Below are 20,155 nucleotides of genomic sequence, written 5' to 3' on the forward strand. Positions count from 1 at the left end.
GTCAGCTGATCTCCTCGAACTGCTTGGTCCGCTTGAAGGTGATCGCCGAGATCGTCGCGACGATGAGGAAGATGACGATCGACAGCGCGCTCGCCAGGCCGTAGTCCTTGGCCGCGGTGCCGTCCAGGCCGGACACGGAGTACACCATCGAGATGAGGATGTCGGTGTGCCCGAGCGGCACGGACGCGTCGGCGAACCGCGGACCGCCGCCCGTCAGCATGTAGATGAGCGTGAAGTTGTTGAAGTTGAAGGCGAACGACGAGATGAGCAGCGGCGACGTCGCGACGAGCAGCAGCGGCAGCGTCACCGAGCGCCAGGTGCGCCACGCGCTGGCACCGTCGACCTTCGCCGCCTCGAGCACGTCGCCGGGCAGGGACTGCAGCGCGCCGGTGCAGATGAGGAACATGTACGGGAAGCCCAGCCACAGGTTCACCCCGAGCACGGAGAGCTTGGCCAGCCACGGGTCCGTCAGCCAGGGCACGGCGGCACCGCCGAGCAGCACCTGGTTGATGAACCCGTACGAGCGGTTGAGCATGCCGGACCACAGCAGAGCCGCGAGGAAGCCGGGGATCGCGTACGGGAAGATCAGCAGCGTGCGGTAGATCCTGCGGCCCCGCACGCGCGGGTCGTTGAAGGTGATGGCCAGGAAGAGGCCGAGCAGGAACGTCGAGACCACGGACAGGATCGCGAACGCGAAGGTCCACACGAGGATCTTGACGAAGGGCTGGGCGTACCGCTCGTCCCCGAACGCGGTGCGGAAGTTGTCGAGGCCCACCATGACGCGCCAGCCGACGTTCAGACGCTGACCGTCGTCGGAGCGAAACGAGCCGTCGGAGGTCGCCTCGTAGACGGTGCCGGTCGCGACGTCCGTCATGGTGTCGGCCTCGGGGTCCCACTCGAGCGACGGCGTCGCGAGGAAGCCCGTGCGGGCGTCCTGCGTGCGCACCCAGCCGTCGTTCGGGTCGTCCGACACCGGCACCCGCAGGCTCGTGACCTCCGACTGCCGGCGCAGGATGTCCTGGCGGCTCAGCACGGTGGCGCCGGGGACCTCGGTGACGCGGTCGTCGTCGACGGTCGCGTCGGGCACCTCGGTCAGCGGGTCGTCCGCCGTCCCGACCATCGCCTCGCCGTCCTCGACGATCGCGAACCCGAGCGCGCCACCGCGGTCGACGACGGTCAGCGGGTACGTCGGCGAGCCCTCGACGCGGCGCTCGTTCTGCAGCAGCAGCGCCTCGACGGCCTGCTCCTTGGTGGAGTTGTGACCGTCGCCGTAGTTGGTGAACGCGACCCAGCCGGTGTAGCCCACCACGTACACCTGGTAGACGAGCAGGAAGGCCAGGCCCGGCAGGATGTACTTCAGCGGCAGCGTGCGCTTGGAGAAGTAGACCCAGTCGGCGACGACGACGAGCGCGACCATCGAGGCGAGGATGCCCATGTGGCCCTCGCGCCACGCGGCCAGGACGCCGAAGACGCCCAGGGCGTTGACGACCGCCATGAGCGCGATCTTGACGAGCGTGCCGGGACGGACGGGACCGCGTGCGGGACGGTCCCGATCGCGTGCGGGGAGACCCCGGGGCCCGGACGTGCCGCCCGTGGTCCCCGCGGGGTCCGTGGCGTCGCCGGTGAGGGTGGGCTGGCTGGGCATCGCGCGCCTTCCGTGCGGTCGGTCGGCGCGTCGGCGCCGGGAAGGTCGTTCGCCGGGCGCAGGCGACCGGCGAGCGGGCGGTCGCACCGCGGGCGGACCCGCGGTGCGACCGGTGCGGGTCAGGACCCGATCGCACCCTGGATGTCGGCGATCATCTTGTCCCAGGCCGCGACGGGCTCGGCCGCGCCCGAGATGATGTTCGCCTCGGTCACGCCCCAGAAGGCCCAGACGGAGCCCATCTCGGGGATGGACGGCATCGGCAGCGCCTCTTCACCGACGGCCAGGAAGCCGGCGGTGATGGGGTCGGACGAGGCCTCCTCGGCTGCGGACGCCAGCGCGGGCGGCCGGTTGCCGGCCTCGTAGAGGGCGAGCTGGGCCTCATCCGTCGCGATGTAGTTCACGAGGAAGTCGTTCGCGAGCAGCGCGTTGTCGCTCTGCGCGGAGACGTAGAAGCCCTGCACGCCGACGAACGGCAGCGCCGGCTCGCCGCCCGCGGACGGGATCGGGTCGATCGAGAGCTCGAGGGCCTCGAACTGGTCGACCATCCACGGCCCGCCGATGATGAAGGGCGCCTCGCCGTTCTTGAACGCCTCGACCGCGATGTCGTACGTGACGTCGGTCGAGAGCACGCCTGCCGCGCCCTGCGCCTGCAGCCAGGTCGCGAACGCCTGGCCGGGTGCGCCACCCATGGTGAGCTCGGAGGTGTAGGTGCCGTCCTCGTTCTGGGCGAAGACCGGGGCGCCGAACGACGTCTGCAGCGGGTAGTAGGTGTACGGGTCACCCTCGGGCGTCGTCTGGATGAGGACCTGGTACTGCGTACCGGCGGCCTGCCCTGCGGCCACGGCCTGGTCCCAGGTCGCCGGCGCCTCGGCGGCGAGCGCGGTGTTGCGGATGAGGGCCACGTTCTCGATCGCGTACGGCAGGCCGTACACCTGCCCGTCCTGCGAGAACGCCTCGACCGCCACGTCGATGAAGTCACCGGCCTTGTCACCCAGCTCGATGGGCGCGACGACCCCGTTGCTCGTCAGCTCGCCGAGCCAGTCGTGCGCACCGACCGTCAGGTCGGGGCCCTCGCCGGTCGGGACCTGGGCGAGGAAGTCCGTGCGGATGTCCTCGAAGTTCTTCAGCACGAGCTCGACGTCCACGTCGTTCTCGTCCTCGAACGCCTGGGCCGCCACCTCGACGGCTGCCTGGCGCGTCTCGTCGACCCAGACCACGAGGCTGTCCCCGGAGGCGCCCGAGGCGGGCTCGGAGGTCGCGTCGCCTGATGTGTCGTCACTGTTACCGCCGCACGCCGTGAGCGCCAGCGCGAGGCCGAGCGTCACCGCAGCGGCCGGGATGCCTCGTCGCATCGTTCGTCTCCTGTTGTCGATCGTCCGTGGCCGACGTCGCGTGGTGCGCCATCGGCCCGTGCTCTTGACGTTAGGTGCGTTGCGACCCTCCCCGCAAATCGTTACGGTAACTTTCAGGCAATAGTTGCAGACGAACGACGCGCGTCATCCGTGCGGGGACGAGGAGGTCCTGTGGCCCGGACTACGCTGCCGTCTGTGCGCACACGACTGACGGACCTGGCCGAGCAGGCCGGGGTGAGCACGGCGACCGTGTCGCGCGTGCTCAACGGCAAGCCGGGCGTGTCCGCCCAGGCACGCCAGACCGTCCTGACCGCCCTCGACATCCTCGGCTACGAGCGTCCCGAGAAGCTGCGGATGCGCTCGGCGGGCCTCGTCGGCCTCGTCGTCCCCGAGCTCACCAACCCCGTCTTCCCGGCGTTCGCGCAGGTCATCGAGACGATGCTGAGCGACCGCGGGTACACGCCGCTGCTGTGCACCCAGTCCCCCGGCGGTACCACGGAGGACCAGTACGTCGAGCTGCTCATGGACCACGGCGTCGACGGCATCGTCTTCGTGTCCGGGCTGCACGCCGACACGGCGGCCAGCAAGGACCGGTACCACCGGCTGCGCGGCCGGGGCGTGCCCATCGTGCTCGTGAACGGCTACGCCGAGGGCGTCGACGCCCCCACGGTGTCCACGGACGACACCGCTGCGATGGACCAGGCGTTCCGCCACGTGTACTCCCTCGGGCACCGATCGATCGGGCTGGCCCTCGGACCCCCCCGATTCGTCCCTTCGCAGCGTAAGCGCGCGGCATTCACCTCGCTCGTCGAGAAGCACCTGGGCGCCACCGACGCCGACGCGCACGTCGTGTCCACGCTGTTCACGGTCGAGGGCGGCCACGCCGCGGCCACCGAGCTGTTCGCGTCGGGGCACACGGCGGTGATCTGCGGCTCGGACCTCATGGCCCTCGGCGCCGTGCGCGCCGCACGCACGCTCGGACTGCGTGTGCCCGACGACGTGTCCGTCGTCGGGTTCGACGACTCACCCCTCATCGCCTTCACCGACCCGCCGCTGACGACCGTCCGGCAGCCGGTGACGGCGATGGGCCACGCCGCGGTCGCCGCGCTCGTCGCCGAGATCTCGGGGTCGTCCGCGACCCGCGCCGAGCTCCTCTTCCACCCCGAGCTGATCGTGCGCGGCTCGACCGGCAGCGCGCCCGTCCCGGTGCCCGTCCCGGTGCCCGCGCCTGCCGTCAGCATGCCCGACGGCGTCCCCGCCGTCTCCTGATCCCCCGCCCGGCACGTCCGCGGGCCACCGCGCGCCCCCACGCGCGCCACCGTCCCCCCGCACCCGCACACCCCGAAGGAAGGCTCCCTGTGAGCACCGAGACCCTCCCCACCGCGTTCCTCGCCCACCGCGCGGACACCGCGTCGAGCTGGTGGCGCCACGCTGTCATCTACCAGGTCTACCCCCGCTCGTTCGCCGACGCCTCGGGCGACGGCATCGGCGACCTGCCGGGCGTCACCGCGCACCTCGAGCACCTCGTCGAGCTCGGCGTGGACGCCGTGTGGCTCTCGCCCTTCTACCGCTCGCCGCAGGCGGACGCCGGCTACGACGTCGCCGACTACCGCGACGTGGACCCCCTGTTCGGCGAGCTCGCGGACGCGGACGCCCTCATCGCACGCGCGCACGAGCTGGGCCTGCGCGTGATCATCGACCTCGTGCCCAACCACACGTCCGACGAGCACGAGTGGTTCCGGGCCGCGCTGGCCGCCGCACCAGGCTCGCCGGAACGCGCGCGCTACCACTTCCGCGACGGGCGGGGCGAGCACGGCGAGCTGCCGCCGAACAACTGGCAGTCGATCTTCGGCGGACCTGCGTGGACCCGCACGACCGACCCCGACGGCACGCCCGGGCAGTGGTACCTGCACCTGTTCGACAGCAAGCAGCCCGACCTGGACTGGGACCACCCGCAGGTGCGCGCCGAGTTCGAGGACGTCCTGCGGTTCTGGCTCGACCGCGGGGTCGACGGGTTCCGTGTCGACGTCGCGCACGGCATGGTCAAGGCACCCGGCCTGCCCGACTGGGAGGGTCACGTCGCGATGATCGACGGCACCGACGGGGCCGACGACGTGGACGCCGTCGACGGGTCGGGCAACCACGGGCCGATGTTCGACCAGGAGGGTGTGCACGAGATCTACCGCGCCTGGCGCCGCGTGCTCGACACCTACGACGGCGACCGCGCCATGGTCACCGAGGCCTGGGTCGAGCCGCTGAGCCGGCTCGCGCGGTACGTGCGCCCCGACGAGGCGCACCAGTCGTTCAACTTCGCGTTCCTCGCGGCCGGCTGGCACGCCCCCGCCCTGCGGCGCGTCATCACGGCGTCCTACGCCGCCAACGACCGCGTCGGCGCGCCCACCACGTGGGTGCTGTCCAACCACGACGTGGTCCGCCACGCGTCGCGCCTGGGCCTGTCGGACCCGACGCACCGCCCGAACGGCATCGGGCACGGCGACGAGCAGCCCGACGCGGTGCTCGGCCTGCGCCGCGCGCGCGCCGCCACGCTGCTCATGCTCGGCCTGCCCGGCTCGGCCTACCTCTACCAGGGCGAGGAGCTCGGCCTGCCCGACCACACCGCCCTGGACGACGACCTGCGCGAGGACCCCGCGTTCTTCCGCACCGGCGGCGCCGAGCGCGGCCGGGACGGCTGCCGCGTCCCCCTGCCCTGGTCCGGCGACGCTCCCGGTTTCGGGTTCTCCCCCACCGGCGCGACCTGGCTCCCGCAGCCCGCCGAGTGGGCCGACCTCGCCGTCGACCGGCAGCGGGGCCGCGCGGGCTCGACGTACGAGATGTACCGCGCGGCGCTGCGGATCCGCCGGGAGGAGCAGCTGGGGTCCGGCGGGCTGCAGTGGCTCGGGGAGCCCGCGGGCGAGGACGTGCTCGCGTACCGCAACGGTGACGTGGTCGTCGTCGCCAACCTGGGCGACGTCGACGTCCCGCTGCCCGCGGACGCACCGGTGCTCCTCGCGTCCGCCGCCGACGTCGACGGCGTGCTCCCGGCCGGCACGACCGTGTGGCTGCGCGCGTCCTGACGCCTCCTCGGACACCGCCGACGGCTCGGTCGCGCACCGCGACCGGGCCGTCGGCGTGTCACGCCAGCGTCGCCTCCACCGCGTGGTCGATGACCCCGGGCAGGCCGCCCTCGAGCGCCCAGGCGCGCTGCTCGTCCGCGCCCGTGCCCCGCTGCCACAGGCCCGCGACGAGCTCCTGCACCATCGGCAGGTCCCCGCTGTCGGTCAGCGCCGGACGCAGGTGGTCCAGCAGCGCGGCCACCGCGTCGCGGGCCGGCACGGGCTTCATCATCGGGGGCACCAGCAGGTCGCCCGCCAGGCCCGTGCGGCCTGCGCGCCAGGTCGCCGCGCGCAGCGGTTCGACCCGCGTGAGGACGGGCCGCACCCCCTGCGTCGCCTGCCGTGCCGCCGTCTCGACGAGCCCCCGCGCGAGTGCCGCGACGAGCACGGCGTCGTCGGCTCGCAGGCAGACGTCAGCGACCCGGATCTCGACCGTGGGGTACCGCGGCGAGAGCCGCGCGTCGAAGTAGATCATCGCGGGGTCGAGCGCCGCGCCCGTCGCCACGAGCCCGGCGACCGTGTCCCGGTACGCCTGGGCCGACCCGAAGGGCGCGGTCGGGCCCGCCGTCGGCCAGCGGTTCCACAGCTGCGAGCGGATCGAGGCGTACCCCGTGTCCTCGCCGCGCCAGTAGGGCGAGTTCGCGCTCAGCGCGAGCAGCACCGGCAGCCACGGTCCGATGCCGTCGAGCACCGCGACGCCCTCGTCGTCGTCCTCGACGGACACGTGCACGTGGCACCCGCTCGTGAGCTGCTCACGGACGGTCAGCGCGTAGGTCTGCGCCATCGCCTCGTAGCGCGCACCACGGGACAGCGTCGTGGGGCCCGGTACGGGCGACGTGGCGACGGCGACGAGCCGCCCGCCGGCCTGCTGCGCGGCACCCGCCGCGCGACGGCGACCCTCACGCACCTCCGCGGCGAGCTCGGACAGGTCGACGCACGGGTGCGTGCCGGTCTCGATCTGCTGCTCCTGCAGCTCGTGCTCGAGCCCCCCGCCGGGCTCGCCCTCGTCGGCGGGCTCACCACCGCCGCGCTCGTACGCGCGCACCGCCGCGTCGGCCACACCGGTCGGGACGCCCTCGGCGTCGACCAGCAGGTACTCCTCCTCCACACCCATGGTTCGCACGCGCAGAAGTCTGCAGTGCGACGGCCGGACGCGCCCGTCGAGGACGCGCGACGACGGACCGCCGTCAGCCGCCCGAGACCGAGAGCTCCGCCTCGTGCAGGTCGCGGCGGAAGTCCTCGGACAGCTCGCGGGAGTCCAACCAGCCGTACGGGAGGATCGGGCGCTTGGGCGACCCGGCGCGTCCCCGCGGACCCTCGGAGGCCTCGCCCGGGTACGGCTGGTCGAGGTCCAGCTGTCCGAGCAGGTCGTCGAGCTGCGTGAGGGACGACACCAGGCCCAGCTGCGCGCGCAGCTCGCCACCGACCACGTACCCCTTGAAGTACCAGGCCATGTGCTTGCGCATCTCGCGCAGCGCCTTGTCCTCGTCGCCGAAGTGGTCGACCATCAGCTCGGCGTGGCGCCGCACGACGCCCGCGACCTCCCGCAGACCGGGCCGGATGCGCGCGTCCGACCCCGCGAAAGCCGCGGCCAGGTCGGCGAAAAGCCACGGCCGCCCCTGGCAGCCGCGCCCGACGACGACGCCGTCGCAGCCGGTGTGGGCGACCATCGCCAGCGCGTCCTCGGCCGACCAGATGTCGCCGTTGCCGAGCACGGGGATGTCGGTGACGGCCTGCTTGAGCGTCGCGATCGCGTCCCAGTCGGCCGTGCCGGAGTAGTAGTCCGCCGCGGTGCGGCCGTGCAGCGCGACGGCCGCGACACCCGCGTCCTGCGCCGTCAGGCCCGCCTCGACGTACGTCAGGTGGTCCTCGTCGATGCCCTTGCGCATCTTGACGGTCACCGGCACGCCCGCCGGCTGTGCCGCGCCGACGGCGGCCCGCACGATCGACGCGAACAGGTCCCGCTTCCACGGCAGCACCGCACCGCCGCCGCGACGGGTCACCTTGGGCACCGGGCAACCGAAGTTGAGGTCGACGTGGTCCGCCCGGTCCTCCTCGACGAGCAGGCGCACGGCGGCTCCGACGGTCGCGGGGTCGACGCCGTAGACCTGGACGGAGCGCGGCACCTCGTCGGGCTCGAACGAGATGATCCGGAACGACTCCGGGCTGCGCTCGACGAGCGCCCGGCTCGTCAGCATCTCGGCGACGTACAGCCCGGCACCCGACTCGCGGCACAGCCGGCGGAAGGCGGCGTTGGTCACGCCGGCCATGGGCGCGAGCACGACCGGCGTGTCGACGGTGATGGGACCGATGCGCAGGGGCGGCAGGACCGCGGAGGTCGTCCGCGGGCTCTCGTGCGGCGTCGTGGTCGTCTCGGGCACCGCCCCATTGTCCACCGGCCCGGCGACACCTGGCTCCCCCGCCGCCGTCCACGCACCGCGCGAGGCGTCGGACTCATGCCTTGCGGGATATATGTCCGTCTGGGCATGATTCGTGGATGAACGTCTTCGAGGTCGTCGCCGAACCGCGGCGCCGGCAGATCCTCGACGAGCTGCGCGCGGGCGAGCGTTCCGTCGGCGACCTCGTCGACACGCTCGGGATGACCCAGCCGGCCGTCTCCAAGCACCTGCGCACCCTGCGGACCGCCGGGCTCGTCGACGTCCGCCCGGACGGACGGCTGCGTTGGTACCGCCTGCGCCCGCGCCCGCTCGCCGAGCTCGACGCGTGGCTCCTGCCCTACCGAGCCGCGTGGGCGGACGCCTTCGATGCCCTCGCGGAGCACCTCGACGCCCTGCCCTCCCACACCTCCGAGGAGCACCCATGAGCACCACCGACCCCCGGCTCGGGACCGTCCTGCGCGACGAGGACCGCTGCGGGCTGCGCTTCGTCCGGACGTTCCCGCACCCGCAGGAGACGGTGTGGGCCGCGCTCACCGAGTCGCGGCACCTGCGGCACTGGTTCCCCGCCGACCTCGTCGGTGAGCGCCGCCCCGGCTCCGCGCTGCGCCTGCCGTTCTGGCCCGAGCACGTCGCCCGGTACGCGATCGCCGACGCGGTCGTGGACGGCACCGTGCAGGCGTGGGACCCACCCTCCCGCGCGTCGTGGACGTGGGGTGGCGACCTGCTGGTCTTCGAGCTCGAGGAGGCCGACGACGGCACGCGGCTGACGTTCACCACCTGGCTCGCCCCGACGTCGGCCGAGGACGTGACCGGCACGGCGGCCGGCTACCACGTGTGCCTCGACCTGCTCGAGGCGCTTCTCGCCGGGAGGCCGCAGCCGCCGGGCGGGGCACCCGCGGAGGTGGCGGTCGCGACGCGCGCGCGCTACCGGGACGCCGTCGGCTGACACGCAGGGGCGGCGGACCGGCGCTCCGCCAGGAACGTCAATCCGCGGCCGACGATCCGCGGGCGAGACGGTCGAGACCGTCGAGGACGAGGTCGAGACCGAACTCGAACTCGGTCTGGTCGTCGCACCACCCGAGCGTCGTGGCGCCGTCGTGCGCGACCTCGGCGAGCATGGCGGCGAGGTGCGGCACCAGCTCGGCCATCCCGGCGAGGGCCTCCGCGCCCTGCTCGTCACCGGCGTCGGGCTCGGCGATCTCGGGGCTGAACCCGAACATCCGGCTGCCCAGCGCGTGCAGCCCGTGGTGCACGAGGTCGTACGACAGCCCGCCGGCACGCATGAGGCCGACGACGGCGTCGACGTGCCGCGCCGCGCCCACGGTCATGACGCTGCGCGCCGCCATGACGTCGGGCGCCCACGGGTGACGCAGCATGACCGTGCGCGCGGCGACGAGCCGGGCACGCACCGCGGCGCGCCACCCGCCGTCCTCGGGCGGCACCGCGCTCGCGTCGGCTGCGGCGGCCAGCTCGTCGAGCACGAGCTCGACGGCGCCGTCGAGGATGCCCCCCTTGCCGCGCACGTGGTGATACAGCGACATGGCCTCGACGCCGAGCTCGTCGGCGAGCCGCCGCATCGTCAGGGCCTCGACGCCCGCGGCATCGGCGATGTCGACGGCGCGGCGCAGCACGCGCTCACGCGTCAGCCGCGGACGCGACGCGCCGGCGGCGGGAGCCTCGACCACGCCACCACCCTCTCACCGCCCCGGCCGACCGTTGACGCGCCGCACCGACGCATGCCACCCTTACAGCGTAAGGCTTACGCCGTGAGGCCCGACCCCCGGAGGCGACCGTGCCGACCACGCCCCACCGCAGCGACCCCACGAACCCGACCGCCTCCGGCGTCGGCCACCGCATGCGCGCCGCGGTGTACGAGCGCTACGGCGGGCCGGAGGTCGTCCGCCTCGCCGACGTCCCGGTGCCCGCACTTGGCCCCGGTGACCTGCTCGTGCGCGCGTACGCCTCGGACGTGAGCGTCGCGGACCACCGGTTGCGCGCGCGAGACCTGCCCCGCGGCATGGGCGCGCTCGCCGGCCCCGTCGTCGGCTTCCGTCACCCGCGGCGGCAGGTGCTCGGCATGGAGGTCGCCGGCGTCGTCGCCGCCACCGGCCCCCGGGTGACGGGCTTCCGCCCCGGCGACCGCGTCGTCGCGGCGACGGGGTCCGGGTTCGGCGGCCACGCCGAGCTCGTGCGGGTGCCCGCGTCCGGCGTCGTCGCGCACGTCCCCGACGCCCTGCGGCTCGACCAGGCCGTCGCGCTCGTCTTCGGCGGGCTCACGGCTCACAAGTTCCTGCGCCGCGCCGACGTGCGGCCCGGCGTCGAGGTGCTCGTCAACGGCGCGTCGGGCGCCGTCGGGACGATGGTCGTCCAGCTCGCCGCCGCCAGCGGCGCACGCGTCACCGCGGTGTGCAGCGCACCGAACGCCGACCTCGTGCGCTCTCTCGGGGCCACCGACGTCGTCGACCACCTCACGCAGGACGTCACGGCACTCGGACGGCGCGTCGACGTCGTCGTCGACTGCGTCGGCACGCTGCCCGTCGCTCGAGCCCGCCGCGTGCTGCGACGCGGCGGAACGCTGCTGCTCGTCGTCGCCGACCTGGCCGGCACCGTCGGGACGCCGTTCGCCCGGCTCCGCGGCGTCCGAGCCGTCACCGGCGACCTGCCGACGTCGGCCGCCGACCTCGACGAGCTCCTCAGGCTCGCGGCCGAGGGCGCCGTGCGGCCGGTCGTCGACCGGACGTACGCGTTCGAGGACGTCGTCGAGGCTCACCGCTACGTCGACACCGGTCGCAAGCGCGGCACGGTGGTGCTGCGGATCCGTGCCGAGGAGCAGTCCTGACGGGACCGGCACGAACGGCCGCGGGCCCGGGTGCCGAAGCACCCGGGCCCGCGGTCGTGGGACGCCTCAGGCGCCGACGAGGCGCTGCGCGAGGTACCCGGTGACCTGGTCGAGCGCGACACGCTGCTGCGACATGTCGTCGCGGTGGCGGATCGTCACGGCCTGGTCGTCGAGCGTGTCGAAGTCGACCGTGATGCAGAAGGGCGTGCCGATCTCGTCCTGACGGCGGTAGCGCCGGCCGATGGCACCCGCGTCGTCGAACTCCACGTTCCAGCTGCCGCGCAGCTCCGCGGCCAGGTCCCGGGCCTTGGGGCTGAGCTGCTCGTTGCGCGACAGCGGCAGGACGGCCGCCTTGACCGGCGCCAGCCGCGGGTCGAGCTTCAGCACGGTGCGGGTGTCGACGCCACCCTTGGTGTTGGGTGCCTCGTCCTCGGTGTAGGACTCGACGAGGAAGGCCATGAGGGAGCGCGTCAGGCCTGCGGCCGGCTCGATGACGTAGGGCACGTAGCGCTCGTTCTTGGCCTGGTCGAAGAACGACAGGTCCTGGCCGGAGTGCTCGGAGTGCGTCCCGAGGTCGAAGTCGGTGCGGTTGGCGATGCCCTCGAGCTCGCCCCACTCGCTGCCGCTGAAGCCGAACTTGTACTCGATGTCGACCGTGCGCTTGGAGTAGTGCGACAGCTTCTCGGCCGGGTGCTCGAAGAGCCGCAGGTTGTCGCGCTGGATCCCCAGGTCGACGTACCAGTCGGTGCGGCGGTCGATCCAGTACTGGTGCCACGTCTCGTCGGTGCCCGGCTCGACGAAGAACTCCATCTCCATCTGCTCGAACTCGCGCGTGCGGAAGATGAAGTTGCCCGGCGTGATCTCGTTGCGGAACGACTTGCCGATCTGGCCGATGCCGAACGGGGGCTTCATGCGGGCGGCCGTGTAGACGTTCTTGAAGTTCACGAAGATGCCCTGCGCGGTCTCGGGCCGCAGGTAGTGCAGCCCGGACTCGTCCTCGACGGGGCCGAGGTACGTCTTGAGCATCATGTTGAAGTCGCGCGGCTCGGTCCACTGGCCACGCGTGCCGCAGTTGGGGCACGCGATGTCGGCCAGTCCGTTCTCCGGCGCGCGGCCCTTCTTCGACTCGAAGTCCTCGAGGAGGTGGTCCTCACGGAACCGCTTGTGGCAGGACAGGCACTCGGTCAGCGGGTCGGTGAAGACGCCGACGTGACCGGAGGCGACCCAGACCTGCCGGGGCAGGATGACCGACGAGTCGAGACCGACGACGTCGTCGCGGCTCGTCACCATCGCGCGCCACCACTGGCGCTTGATGTTCTCCTTGAGCTCGACGCCCAACGGTCCGTAGTCCCACGCGGAGCGGGTGCCCCCGTAGATCTCGCCGCTCGGGAAGACGAACCCCCGGCGCTTGGCGAGGGAGACGACGGCGTCGAGACGGGAAGGTGCGGCAGCCACGGTGGATCTCCTGGGTCGAGGAAGTCCGCGGCTGGGTGCCGCGGGACACAACGGCCCAGGCTATCGGTCGTCGGCGGACCGCGGGCCCGGGTGTGCACGGGACGCGCCCGTGTTGACAACGGTTCTCGGAGTCATTGAGAATTGCTCTCATGTCCAGGTCTCCCCGCCGCTCCCGCCTGCTCGCCGCCGTCCTGGCCCTGCCGGTGCTGGTGACCGCGGCGTGCTCGGCGAGCCCCGGCGAGGACGGCACGGTGCAGGCACTCGCGTCGTTCTACCCGCTGCAGATGGTGACGCAGGAGGTCGGGGGCGACCGCGTGACCGTCAGCTCCCTGACCCCTCCCGGTGCCGAGCCGCACGACGTCGAGCTCTCCCCCGCCCAGGTCGCGTCCGTCGGCGCCGCCCAGCTCGTCGTCCACCAGTCCGGCTTCCAGCCGGCCGTCGACGACGCCGTGGCCCAGGCGTCACCCGAGCACGTCGTCGACGCCGCCGTGCACGCCGACCTCGCGGACGACGCCGAGGACGTGGACGACCACGGCGCCGACCCCCACTTCTGGCTGGACCCCACGCGCCTGGCCGCGGTCGCCGACGACGTGGCCACCGCGCTCTCCGAGATCGACCCCGACGGGGCCGACGTCTACCGGGCCAACGCCGACGCCCTCACCGCGCGCCTCACCGCCCTCGACGAGGCGTACACGGCCGGGCTCGCCACGTGCGAGCGCCGCGTCGTCGTCACGTCGCACGAGGCGTTCGGCTACCTCGCGGACCGCTACGACCTCGAGCTGGTCGGCATCTCGGGCGTCGACCCCGAGACCGAGCCGTCGCCCGCACGGTTGCGCGAGGTGGGGGACGTCGTGCGCGACGAGGGGGTCACGACGATCTTCTTCGAGACGCTCGTCTCGCCCAAGGTCGCGCAGACGCTGGCCGCGGACCTCGGGGTCGAGGCGGCGGTCCTCGACCCGATCGAGGGGCTCAGCGACGACACCCAGGACTACTTCTCGATCGCCGAGGCCAACCTCGAGGCCCTGCGCGTGGCATTGTCCTGCTCGTGAACGCGATCGAGGCCACCGACGTCCACGTGACGCTCGGCGGTCAGCCCATCGTGCGGGGCGTGGACCTGACGGTCCCCACCGGCCAGGTGCTCGCGCTGCTCGGCGCGAACGGGTCCGGCAAGTCGACGCTCGTGCGCGCCCTGCTCGGCGTCGTGCCGCACGTGTCGGGCAGCGTGCGCCTGCTGGGCCGGCCCCTGGGCCGCGACGTGCCCTGGCGGCGCGTCGGCTACGTGCCCCAGCGCATGGCCGCCGGCGGCGGCGTGCCCACGACGGCACTCGAGGTCGTGGTGTCCGGGCTGCTGGACGGCCGCCGCCTGCGCCCCCCGCGCGACGCGCGGGCGCGCGCACTGGCCGCGCTCGACGCCCTCGGCGTCGCCGACCTGCACGACCGCCGGGTGCAGGACCTGTCCGGCGGGCAGCAGCAGCGCGTCCTGATCGCACGGGCGCTGGTGCGCGAGCCGTCCCTCCTCGTGCTCGACGAGCCGACGTCCGGGATCGACCTGCCCACGCAGGACACGTTCGTCACCGCGCTGTCGTCCCTGCGCGACGCCGGGACCACCGTCGTGGTGATCCTGCACGAGATCGGGCCGTTCGCGCCGCTGATCGACCGTGCCGTCGTCCTGCGGCACGGGCGTGTCGTGCACGACGGCGCCCCACCGCCCGCACGCGGCGAGCACGGGGAGGCCGGGCACGACCACACCCACCCGCACGCCGACCCCGAACCGCCGTCCGAGGGACCCGACCTGACGCTGGAGGTGACCCGGTGACCGGGTGGGAGCAGGTCGTGGAGCTGCTGACGTCGCCGCTCATGCAGCGCGCGCTCGTCGCGGCCGTCCTGGTGGGTGCCGCCGCGCCCGTCGTCGGCACGTTCCTCGTGCAGCGCCGCATGGCCCTCATGGGCGACGGCATCGGCCACGTCGCGCTCACGGGCGTCGCCCTGGGCTGGCTCGTGGGCAGCTGGGCCGCGGTCGCGCCCGCCGACGCGCTCGCCGTGCCCGGCGCCGTGCTCGCCGCCGTCGTCGGCTCGGTCGTCATCGAGCTCGTCCGCGAGCGCGGCCGGACCAGCGGTGACCTCGCGCTGGCCATCATGTTCTACGGCGGCATCGCCGGCGGCGTCCTGCTCATCAAGGTCGCGGGCGGCACCAACGCGAACCTCATGAGCTACCTCTTCGGCTCGATCTCGACCGTGTCGACCACCGACCTGTGGTGGACGGCGGCGCTGGCCGTCCTCGTCCTCACCGTCGGGGTCGGCCTGCGCTGGGCGCTGTTCGCGGTGAGCCACGACGAGGAGTTCGCCCGCGCCAGCGGCGTCCCCGTCCGCGCGATGTCGATGGTCATCGCCTGCCTCGCAGCGCTCACGGTCACCATCTCCATGCGCGTCGTCGGCCTGCTCCTGGTCAGCGCGCTCATGATCGTGCCGGTCGCCGTCGCACAGATCTTCGCCCGCTCGTTCGGACGCACCATGGTGATCGCCAGCGCCCTCGGGGTCACGGTCAGCGTCGTCGGACTGGTCATCACGTACTGGAACGACGTGCCGCCCGGCGCGACGATCGTCGTGCTCGCGATCGCGCTGTACGCGGCGGCGGCAGTCGTGCACCCGGTGATCGCGCGGCGGCGCGCCGCCCACGACCCGCACCCCGACCTGTCCGACGACGTGCTGGTCCCTGCCACCGACGCCGGCTGCGAGGACGCTCTGCCCGCCGTGCGGGCCGCCGGCGACCACCGGTAGGGCGCCTCACCCCCGGCGTAGGATCAGGCGGTGTCGTCGAGCGAGGTGCTGGCCGTGTACGGCCTCGACGGTCTGCCCGTCGCGGTCGCGCTGGCGTGCCTCTTCACGATCGTCATGGCGCGCTCGCACCTGACCTACTGGGCGGGGCGAGCGGTCCAGCGCGGAGCCCGGTTCGAGGGTGAGCGCCGGCACGGTCCGCGCTGGTGGCAGCGGACCGTCGAGCGCACCGCCCGCCTCGCGTCGACGCCGTCGGCGCGCCGCGGCGTCGCGCTCGTGCACCGCTGGGGGCCGCTCGCGGTCACGCTGGCCTACGCGACCGTCGGCATCCAGACCGCCGTCTTCGCCGGCGCCGGGCTCGTGCGCATGCCGTACCTGCGCTTCACGGTCGCCTCGATCCCCGGCGCTGCCCTGTGGGCGGTCATCTGGGGCACCGTCGGCGCGGGCGCGGTGTGGGGCGCGGTCACGCTCGCCGCGGGCTCCGCATGGGCGCTCGCCACGATGGCGCTCGTCGCCGTGCTCCTCGCCGTCGTCGTGGTCGCCGCAGTGCGACGTCGCCGCGCGGCAGAACCGCACCTGGCGATCACGGCGCGCGACGCCCGCACCGAGCGGACGACGTCCGGCGAGCGCGGCTGAGGGCACCTCGCACGTCACGCGGCGTGGGTCGCCGACACGCAGAACTGGTTGCCGTGCGGGTCCGCCAGCACCGTCCACGCGAACCCGTCCGGGAGCGTGTGCTCCGCCACCCTCGTCGCCCCGGACGCCACGAACTCCTCGACGGCTCGCGCCGGGTCGTCCGCGCCCAGGTCCACGTGGACCCGGTTCTTGCCCGGCGTGGGGTCGTCGACGCGCTGGAAGCCGAAGGCCGGCAGGCCGGGCCCACCGGGCAGCACCATCACGAACTCGTCCTCGTGGCCCTGCACCTGCCCACCGAGGTGTCCCGCCCACCAGGCCGCCAGCGCGGGGGCGTCGTGCGTGTCGAAGGTCACCATGCTCACCGTCAGTCCCATGGCGGGAACCTAGCGCCCGCCTCGGACGTCCGGCATCAGCTCCCGGCGGGGACGTCGACCGCCCCGCCGTAGCGCCGGTCACGCCGCGCGTACGTCTCGACCGCGCGCCACAGGTGCCGCCGGTCGACGTCCGGCCACGGCTCCTCGAGGAAGACCATCTCGGCGTACGCCGACTGCCACAGCATGAAGTTCGAGATCCGCTGCTCCCCCGAGGACCGCAGGAAGAGGTCGACGTCCGGCAGGTCCGGCTCGTCGAGGTACTTCTGCACGGTCTTCTCGTTGACCCGCTCGGGCTTGAGCCGGCCCGCGGCGACCTCGCGCGCGATGGCCTGCGCGGCGTCGGCGATCTCGGCGCGGCCGCCGTAGTTGACGCACATCGTCAGCGTGCAGGTCGTGTTGTCGACGGTCTGCCGCTCCGCCTCCTCGAGCTCGGCGATCACCGAGCGCCACAGCCGGGGTCGCCGGCCGGCCCAGCGCACCCGCACGCCCCACGAGTCCATGAGGTCGCGCCGCCGACGCAGGACGTCGCGGTTGAAGCCCATGAGGAAGCGGACCTCCTCGGGCGAGCGCGACCAGTTCTCGGTCGAGAACGCGTACGCGGACACGTGCTGCACACCGATCTCGATCGCGCCGGCCACGACGTCCAGGAGCGACGCCTCACCCGCACGGTGGCCCTCGACACGGGGCAGCCCCCGCGCGTTGGCCCAGCGGCCGTTGCCGTCCATCACGACCGCGACGTGACGCGGCACGAGGGCCCGTGGGATCTGGGGCGGCCGGGCGCCGGACGGGTGCGGGTAGGGCGGGACGGTCTCGCGTGGCACGTCCCACATCGTGCCACCCGGTGCGCGCACCGGTGCCCGTCCGTCAGACGCGTTCGACCATCGGGAGCGAGCGCAGGCGCCGCTCGAGGTGGAACTGGCAGAACACCGCGACCAGGCCGTTGCCCTCGGCCCGGTGCCGCTCGGCGCTCGCGTCGGCGACGCCCCAGTCGCCCGAGAGCAGCGCGGCGAGCAGCGTGAACGTCTCCGGCGCCGGGGCTGCGGCGCCCGGCGGCCGGCACGCGCCGCACACCGCCCCGCCGACCGCGGGCGCGAACGCGTGGTGCGGCCCGGGCGCACCGCACCGCGCGCAGTCGGTGAAGCTCGGCGCCCACCCCGCGACCGCGAGCGCGCGCAGCAGGTAGGAGTCCAGGACGAGACCCGGTGCGTGGGCGCGCGTGGCGAGCGCGCGGACCGCACCGACCAGCAGCCGGTACTGCTGGACCGACGGCTCGCGCTCCGCCTCGACGAGCCGTTCGGCCGTCTCGAGCATCACCGTGCCGACGGTGTACAGCGCGTAGTCCTCGCAGATCTGGCGACCGTACGACCCGAGCGCCTCGACCTGCGTGACGACGTCGAGGTTGCGTCCCGTGCTCAGCTGCACGTCGATGTGCATGAACGGCTCGAGCCGGGAGCCGAACCGGGACGTCGTGCGGCGCACGCCCTTGCCGACGGCGCGCACCTTGCCGTGCTCGCGCGTCAGGAGGGTGACGATGCGGTCGGCCTCCCCCAGCTTGTGGGTGCGCAGGACGATCGCCTCGTCGCGGTAGAGGCTCACGGTGCCATTGTCCCCCGCGGCACCGACAGGTGGGCCGCGGCGCGCACGTGGCGCACCGCGGCCCGTCCCTCAGCGCTCGTGCCGGTTGACCGCCGAGACGATCGCCTTGAGCGACGCCGTCGTGATCGACGGGTCGATGCCGACGCCCCACAGGATGTCGTCGCCGATGGCGCACTCGACGTAGGCGGCGGCCGTCGCGTCACCGCCGGCGGACAGCGCGTGCTCGGCGTAGTCGAGCACCGCGACGTCCACCCCCGTGCTGCGCAGGGCCGCGACGAAGGCCGCGACGGGGCCGTTGCCGGTGCCGCTCAGGGTCTTCTCGACCCCGCGGTCCACCACGTCGACCTCCAGCGTGTCCTGACCGCCCTCGGTGCTCGTGGCCCGTGTGCCGCGCAGCGCGAACCGGCCCCACGGCTCCAGGGGACCCTCGGGCGGCGCGGGCAGGTACTCGTCGCTGAAGATCGACCAGAGCTCGTCGGCGGTGACCTCGGTGCCGTGCTGGTCGGTGTGCTGCTGCACGACCTGCGAGAACTCGATCTGCAGGCGCCGCGGCAGGTCCAGGTCCTTCTCGGACTTCAGCAGGTAGGAGATCCCGCCCTTCCCGGACTGGGAGTTCACCCGGATGATCGCCTCGTAGGAGCGGCCCACGTCCTTGGGGTCGATCGGCAGGTACGGCACCGCCCACTCGACGTCGGCGACGTCCTTGCCGGCCGCGGCGGCGCGGACCTCCAGGGCGTCGAGGCCCTTCTTGATCGCGTCCTGGTGCGAGCCGGAGAACGCCGTGAACACCAGGTCCCCGCCGTACGGGTGGCGCTCGTGCACGGGCATCTGGTTGCAGCGCTCGACGGTGCGGCGGATGCGGTCGATGTCGGAGAAGTCGATCTGCGGGTCCACGCCCTGGCTGAACAGGTTGAGGCCCAGCGTGACCAGGTCGACGTTGCCGGTGCGCTCACCGTTGCCGAACAGGCAGCCCTCGATGCGGTCCGCACCGGCCAGGTAGCCCAGCTCGGCGGCCGCCACCGCGGTGCCGCGGTCGTTGTGCGGGTGCAGCGAGAGCACGACCGACTCGCGGTGGTGCAGGTGGCGGCTCATCCACTCGATCGAGTCGGCGTAGACGTTGGGGGTCGCCATCTCGACGGTGGCCGGCAGGTTGATGATGACGGGGCGCTCGGGCGTCGGCTCCAGCACGTCGAGCACCGCGTTGCAGACCCGCACCGCGTACTCCAGCTCGGTGCCGGTGTACGACTCGGGGCTGTACTCGTAGAGCACCTCGGTGTCCGGGACCAGCTCCTCGTACTTCTTGCAGTAGCGCGCTCCCGACACGGCGATGTCGGCGATGCCGTCCTCGTCGGACCGGAACACGACCTCGCGCTGCAGCACGGAGGTGGAGTTGTACAGGTGCACGATCGCCTGCTTCGCACCCGCGATCGCCTCGTAGGTCCGCTCGATGAGGTGCTCACGGGCCTGGGTCAGCACCTGGATCACGACGTCGTCGGGGATGCGACGCTCCTCGATGAGCATCCGCACGAAGTCGTAGTCCGTCTGCGAGGCCGAGGGGAACCCGACCTCGATCTCCTTGTAGCCCATGTCGACCAGCAGCTCGAACATCTCGAGCTTGCGGGCGGGGCTCATGGGCTCGATCAGCGCCTGGTTGCCGTCGCGCAGGTCGACCGCGCACCACCGGGGCGCCCGGGTGATGCGCTGGTCCGGCCATGTGCGGTCGGGCAGGTCGACGCGGATCTGCTCGTGGAACGGGCGGTACCGGTGCACGGGCATGCCCGAGGGCTGCTGCGGGTTGCGCTCGGCGGCCGGCGCCTGGGTGATCGGCGCGGGGGTGGCGGGGCTCTGGCTGCTCATCGGGTGGTCCTTCATCGCGGGTCTCGGCGGGCATCAGCCGGGCACGACACACACCGCGACGAGGAGCCGGCCTAGAGGGCCTCGTCGCGGCGACGAAGAAGCAGCGAGCGTGCG

General features: G+C 73.2%; 19 protein-coding genes. 9 read left to right on the forward strand and 10 right to left on the reverse strand.

What is annotated here, in order from left to right; all coding sequences use genetic code 11:
* Position 1: 1 nt before the first annotated feature.
* Together KKR89_RS11005 and KKR89_RS11010 are read right to left on the reverse strand one after the other, a co-directional pair.
* Complete coding sequence (locus KKR89_RS11005; protein WP_208195384.1) at positions 2–1,645, reverse strand: ABC transporter permease subunit; 1,644 nt, start codon at positions 1,643–1,645, stop codon at positions 2–4.
* A gap of 119 nt (positions 1,646–1,764) precedes the next feature.
* On the reverse strand, positions 1,765–2,997 hold the full coding sequence (locus KKR89_RS11010) for a sugar ABC transporter substrate-binding protein (RefSeq protein ID WP_208195385.1): 1,233 nt from the start codon (positions 2,995–2,997) through the stop codon (positions 1,765–1,767).
* A gap of 195 nt (positions 2,998–3,192) precedes the next feature.
* Here KKR89_RS11010 and KKR89_RS11015 point away from each other — a divergent pair, with 195 nt between their 5' ends.
* Both KKR89_RS11015 and KKR89_RS11020 read left to right on the forward strand, forming a co-directional pair.
* Complete coding sequence (locus tag KKR89_RS11015; protein WP_208195386.1) at positions 3,193–4,266, forward strand: LacI family DNA-binding transcriptional regulator; 1,074 nt, start codon at positions 3,193–3,195, stop codon at positions 4,264–4,266.
* An 89-nt stretch (positions 4,267–4,355) separates the two neighbouring features.
* On the forward strand, positions 4,356–6,071 hold the full coding sequence (locus KKR89_RS11020; protein WP_208195387.1) for a glycoside hydrolase family 13 protein: 1,716 nt from the start codon (positions 4,356–4,358) through the stop codon (positions 6,069–6,071).
* A gap of 58 nt (positions 6,072–6,129) precedes the next feature.
* On the opposite strand, the gene KKR89_RS11025 is transcribed toward KKR89_RS11020, so the two are convergent.
* Positions 6,130–7,224 (reverse strand): carboxylate-amine ligase, encoded by a 1,095-nt coding sequence (locus KKR89_RS11025; protein ID WP_208195744.1) that lies wholly within the window; start codon positions 7,222–7,224, stop codon positions 6,130–6,132.
* Between the two features lie 73 nt (positions 7,225–7,297).
* Entirely contained in the window at positions 7,298–8,491 is a 1,194-nt protein-coding gene (gene dusB, locus KKR89_RS11030; RefSeq protein ID WP_251140855.1) for a tRNA dihydrouridine synthase DusB, read from the reverse strand.
* 116 nt (positions 8,492–8,607) lie between these two features.
* On the opposite strand from dusB, the gene KKR89_RS11035 reads away from it, so the two are divergent.
* Both KKR89_RS11035 and KKR89_RS11040 read left to right on the forward strand, forming a co-directional pair.
* Positions 8,608–8,934, forward strand: coding sequence for an ArsR/SmtB family transcription factor (locus KKR89_RS11035; protein WP_208195388.1), 327 nt, complete (start codon positions 8,608–8,610; stop codon positions 8,932–8,934).
* Positions 8,931–9,455: an SRPBCC domain-containing protein gene (locus tag KKR89_RS11040; protein WP_208195389.1), complete on the forward strand. Its 525-nt coding sequence runs from the start codon at positions 8,931–8,933 to the stop codon at positions 9,453–9,455. Before KKR89_RS11035 ends, KKR89_RS11040 begins: the two co-directional genes overlap by 4 nt.
* 37 nt (positions 9,456–9,492) lie before the next feature.
* Here KKR89_RS11040 and KKR89_RS11045 read toward each other — a convergent pair whose 3' ends face one another.
* Positions 9,493–10,194, reverse strand: coding sequence for a TetR/AcrR family transcriptional regulator (locus tag KKR89_RS11045; RefSeq protein WP_251140856.1), 702 nt, complete (start codon positions 10,192–10,194; stop codon positions 9,493–9,495).
* A 107-nt stretch (positions 10,195–10,301) separates the two neighbouring features.
* Here KKR89_RS11045 and KKR89_RS11050 point away from each other — a divergent pair, with 107 nt between their 5' ends.
* Positions 10,302–11,348, forward strand: coding sequence for an NAD(P)-dependent alcohol dehydrogenase (locus tag KKR89_RS11050; RefSeq protein WP_208195390.1), 1,047 nt, complete (start codon positions 10,302–10,304; stop codon positions 11,346–11,348).
* A gap of 66 nt (positions 11,349–11,414) precedes the next feature.
* On the opposite strand, the gene KKR89_RS11055 is transcribed toward KKR89_RS11050, so the two are convergent.
* Positions 11,415–12,803 (reverse strand): glycine--tRNA ligase, encoded by a 1,389-nt coding sequence (locus KKR89_RS11055; protein ID WP_208195391.1) that lies wholly within the window; start codon positions 12,801–12,803, stop codon positions 11,415–11,417.
* Positions 12,804–12,952: 149 nt separating this feature from the next.
* Between KKR89_RS11055 and KKR89_RS11060 the strand changes: the two genes are divergently transcribed.
* The 4 genes from KKR89_RS11060 to KKR89_RS11075 are packed head-to-tail and all read left to right on the forward strand — an operon-like array spanning position 12,953 to position 16,214.
* Entirely contained in the window at positions 12,953–13,852 is a 900-nt protein-coding gene (locus KKR89_RS11060) for a metal ABC transporter substrate-binding protein (RefSeq protein WP_208195392.1), read from the forward strand.
* Positions 13,849–14,619: a metal ABC transporter ATP-binding protein gene (locus KKR89_RS11065; RefSeq protein ID WP_208195393.1), complete on the forward strand. Its 771-nt coding sequence runs from the start codon at positions 13,849–13,851 to the stop codon at positions 14,617–14,619. The genes KKR89_RS11060 and KKR89_RS11065 overlap by 4 nt, the downstream gene beginning before the upstream one ends.
* Positions 14,616–15,581 (forward strand): metal ABC transporter permease, encoded by a 966-nt coding sequence (locus tag KKR89_RS11070; RefSeq protein WP_251140857.1) that lies wholly within the window; start codon positions 14,616–14,618, stop codon positions 15,579–15,581. Before KKR89_RS11065 ends, KKR89_RS11070 begins: the two co-directional genes overlap by 4 nt.
* 30 nt (positions 15,582–15,611) lie before the next feature.
* Positions 15,612–16,214 carry a DedA family protein gene (locus tag KKR89_RS11075; protein WP_208195394.1) on the forward strand — a complete coding sequence of 201 codons (603 nt, stop codon included), beginning with the start codon at positions 15,612–15,614 and terminating at the stop codon, positions 16,212–16,214.
* Positions 16,215–16,228: 14 nt separating this feature from the next.
* Here the strand turns inward: KKR89_RS11075 and KKR89_RS11080 are convergent, their stop codons facing one another.
* The 4 genes from KKR89_RS11080 to leuA all read right to left on the reverse strand — a co-directional run bounded on the left by KKR89_RS11080 (position 16,229) and on the right by leuA (position 20,041).
* Positions 16,229–16,588, reverse strand: coding sequence for a VOC family protein (locus KKR89_RS11080; RefSeq protein WP_208195395.1), 360 nt, complete (start codon positions 16,586–16,588; stop codon positions 16,229–16,231).
* A gap of 35 nt (positions 16,589–16,623) precedes the next feature.
* Positions 16,624–17,418 carry an isoprenyl transferase gene (locus tag KKR89_RS11085; RefSeq protein ID WP_208195396.1) on the reverse strand — a complete coding sequence of 265 codons (795 nt, stop codon included), beginning with the start codon at positions 17,416–17,418 and terminating at the stop codon, positions 16,624–16,626.
* Positions 17,419–17,452: 34 nt separating this feature from the next.
* Positions 17,453–18,184: a DNA repair protein RecO gene (gene recO / locus KKR89_RS11090; protein WP_208195397.1), complete on the reverse strand. Its 732-nt coding sequence runs from the start codon at positions 18,182–18,184 to the stop codon at positions 17,453–17,455.
* 69 nt (positions 18,185–18,253) lie between these two features.
* On the reverse strand, positions 18,254–20,041 hold the full coding sequence (gene leuA, locus KKR89_RS11095; protein ID WP_208195398.1) for a 2-isopropylmalate synthase: 1,788 nt from the start codon (positions 20,039–20,041) through the stop codon (positions 18,254–18,256).
* Between the last annotated feature and the right edge of the window lie 114 nt (positions 20,042–20,155).

The sequence above is a fragment of the Cellulomonas dongxiuzhuiae genome, assembly GCF_018623035.1.
Lineage (GTDB): Bacteria > Actinomycetota > Actinomycetes > Actinomycetales > Cellulomonadaceae > Cellulomonas > Cellulomonas dongxiuzhuiae.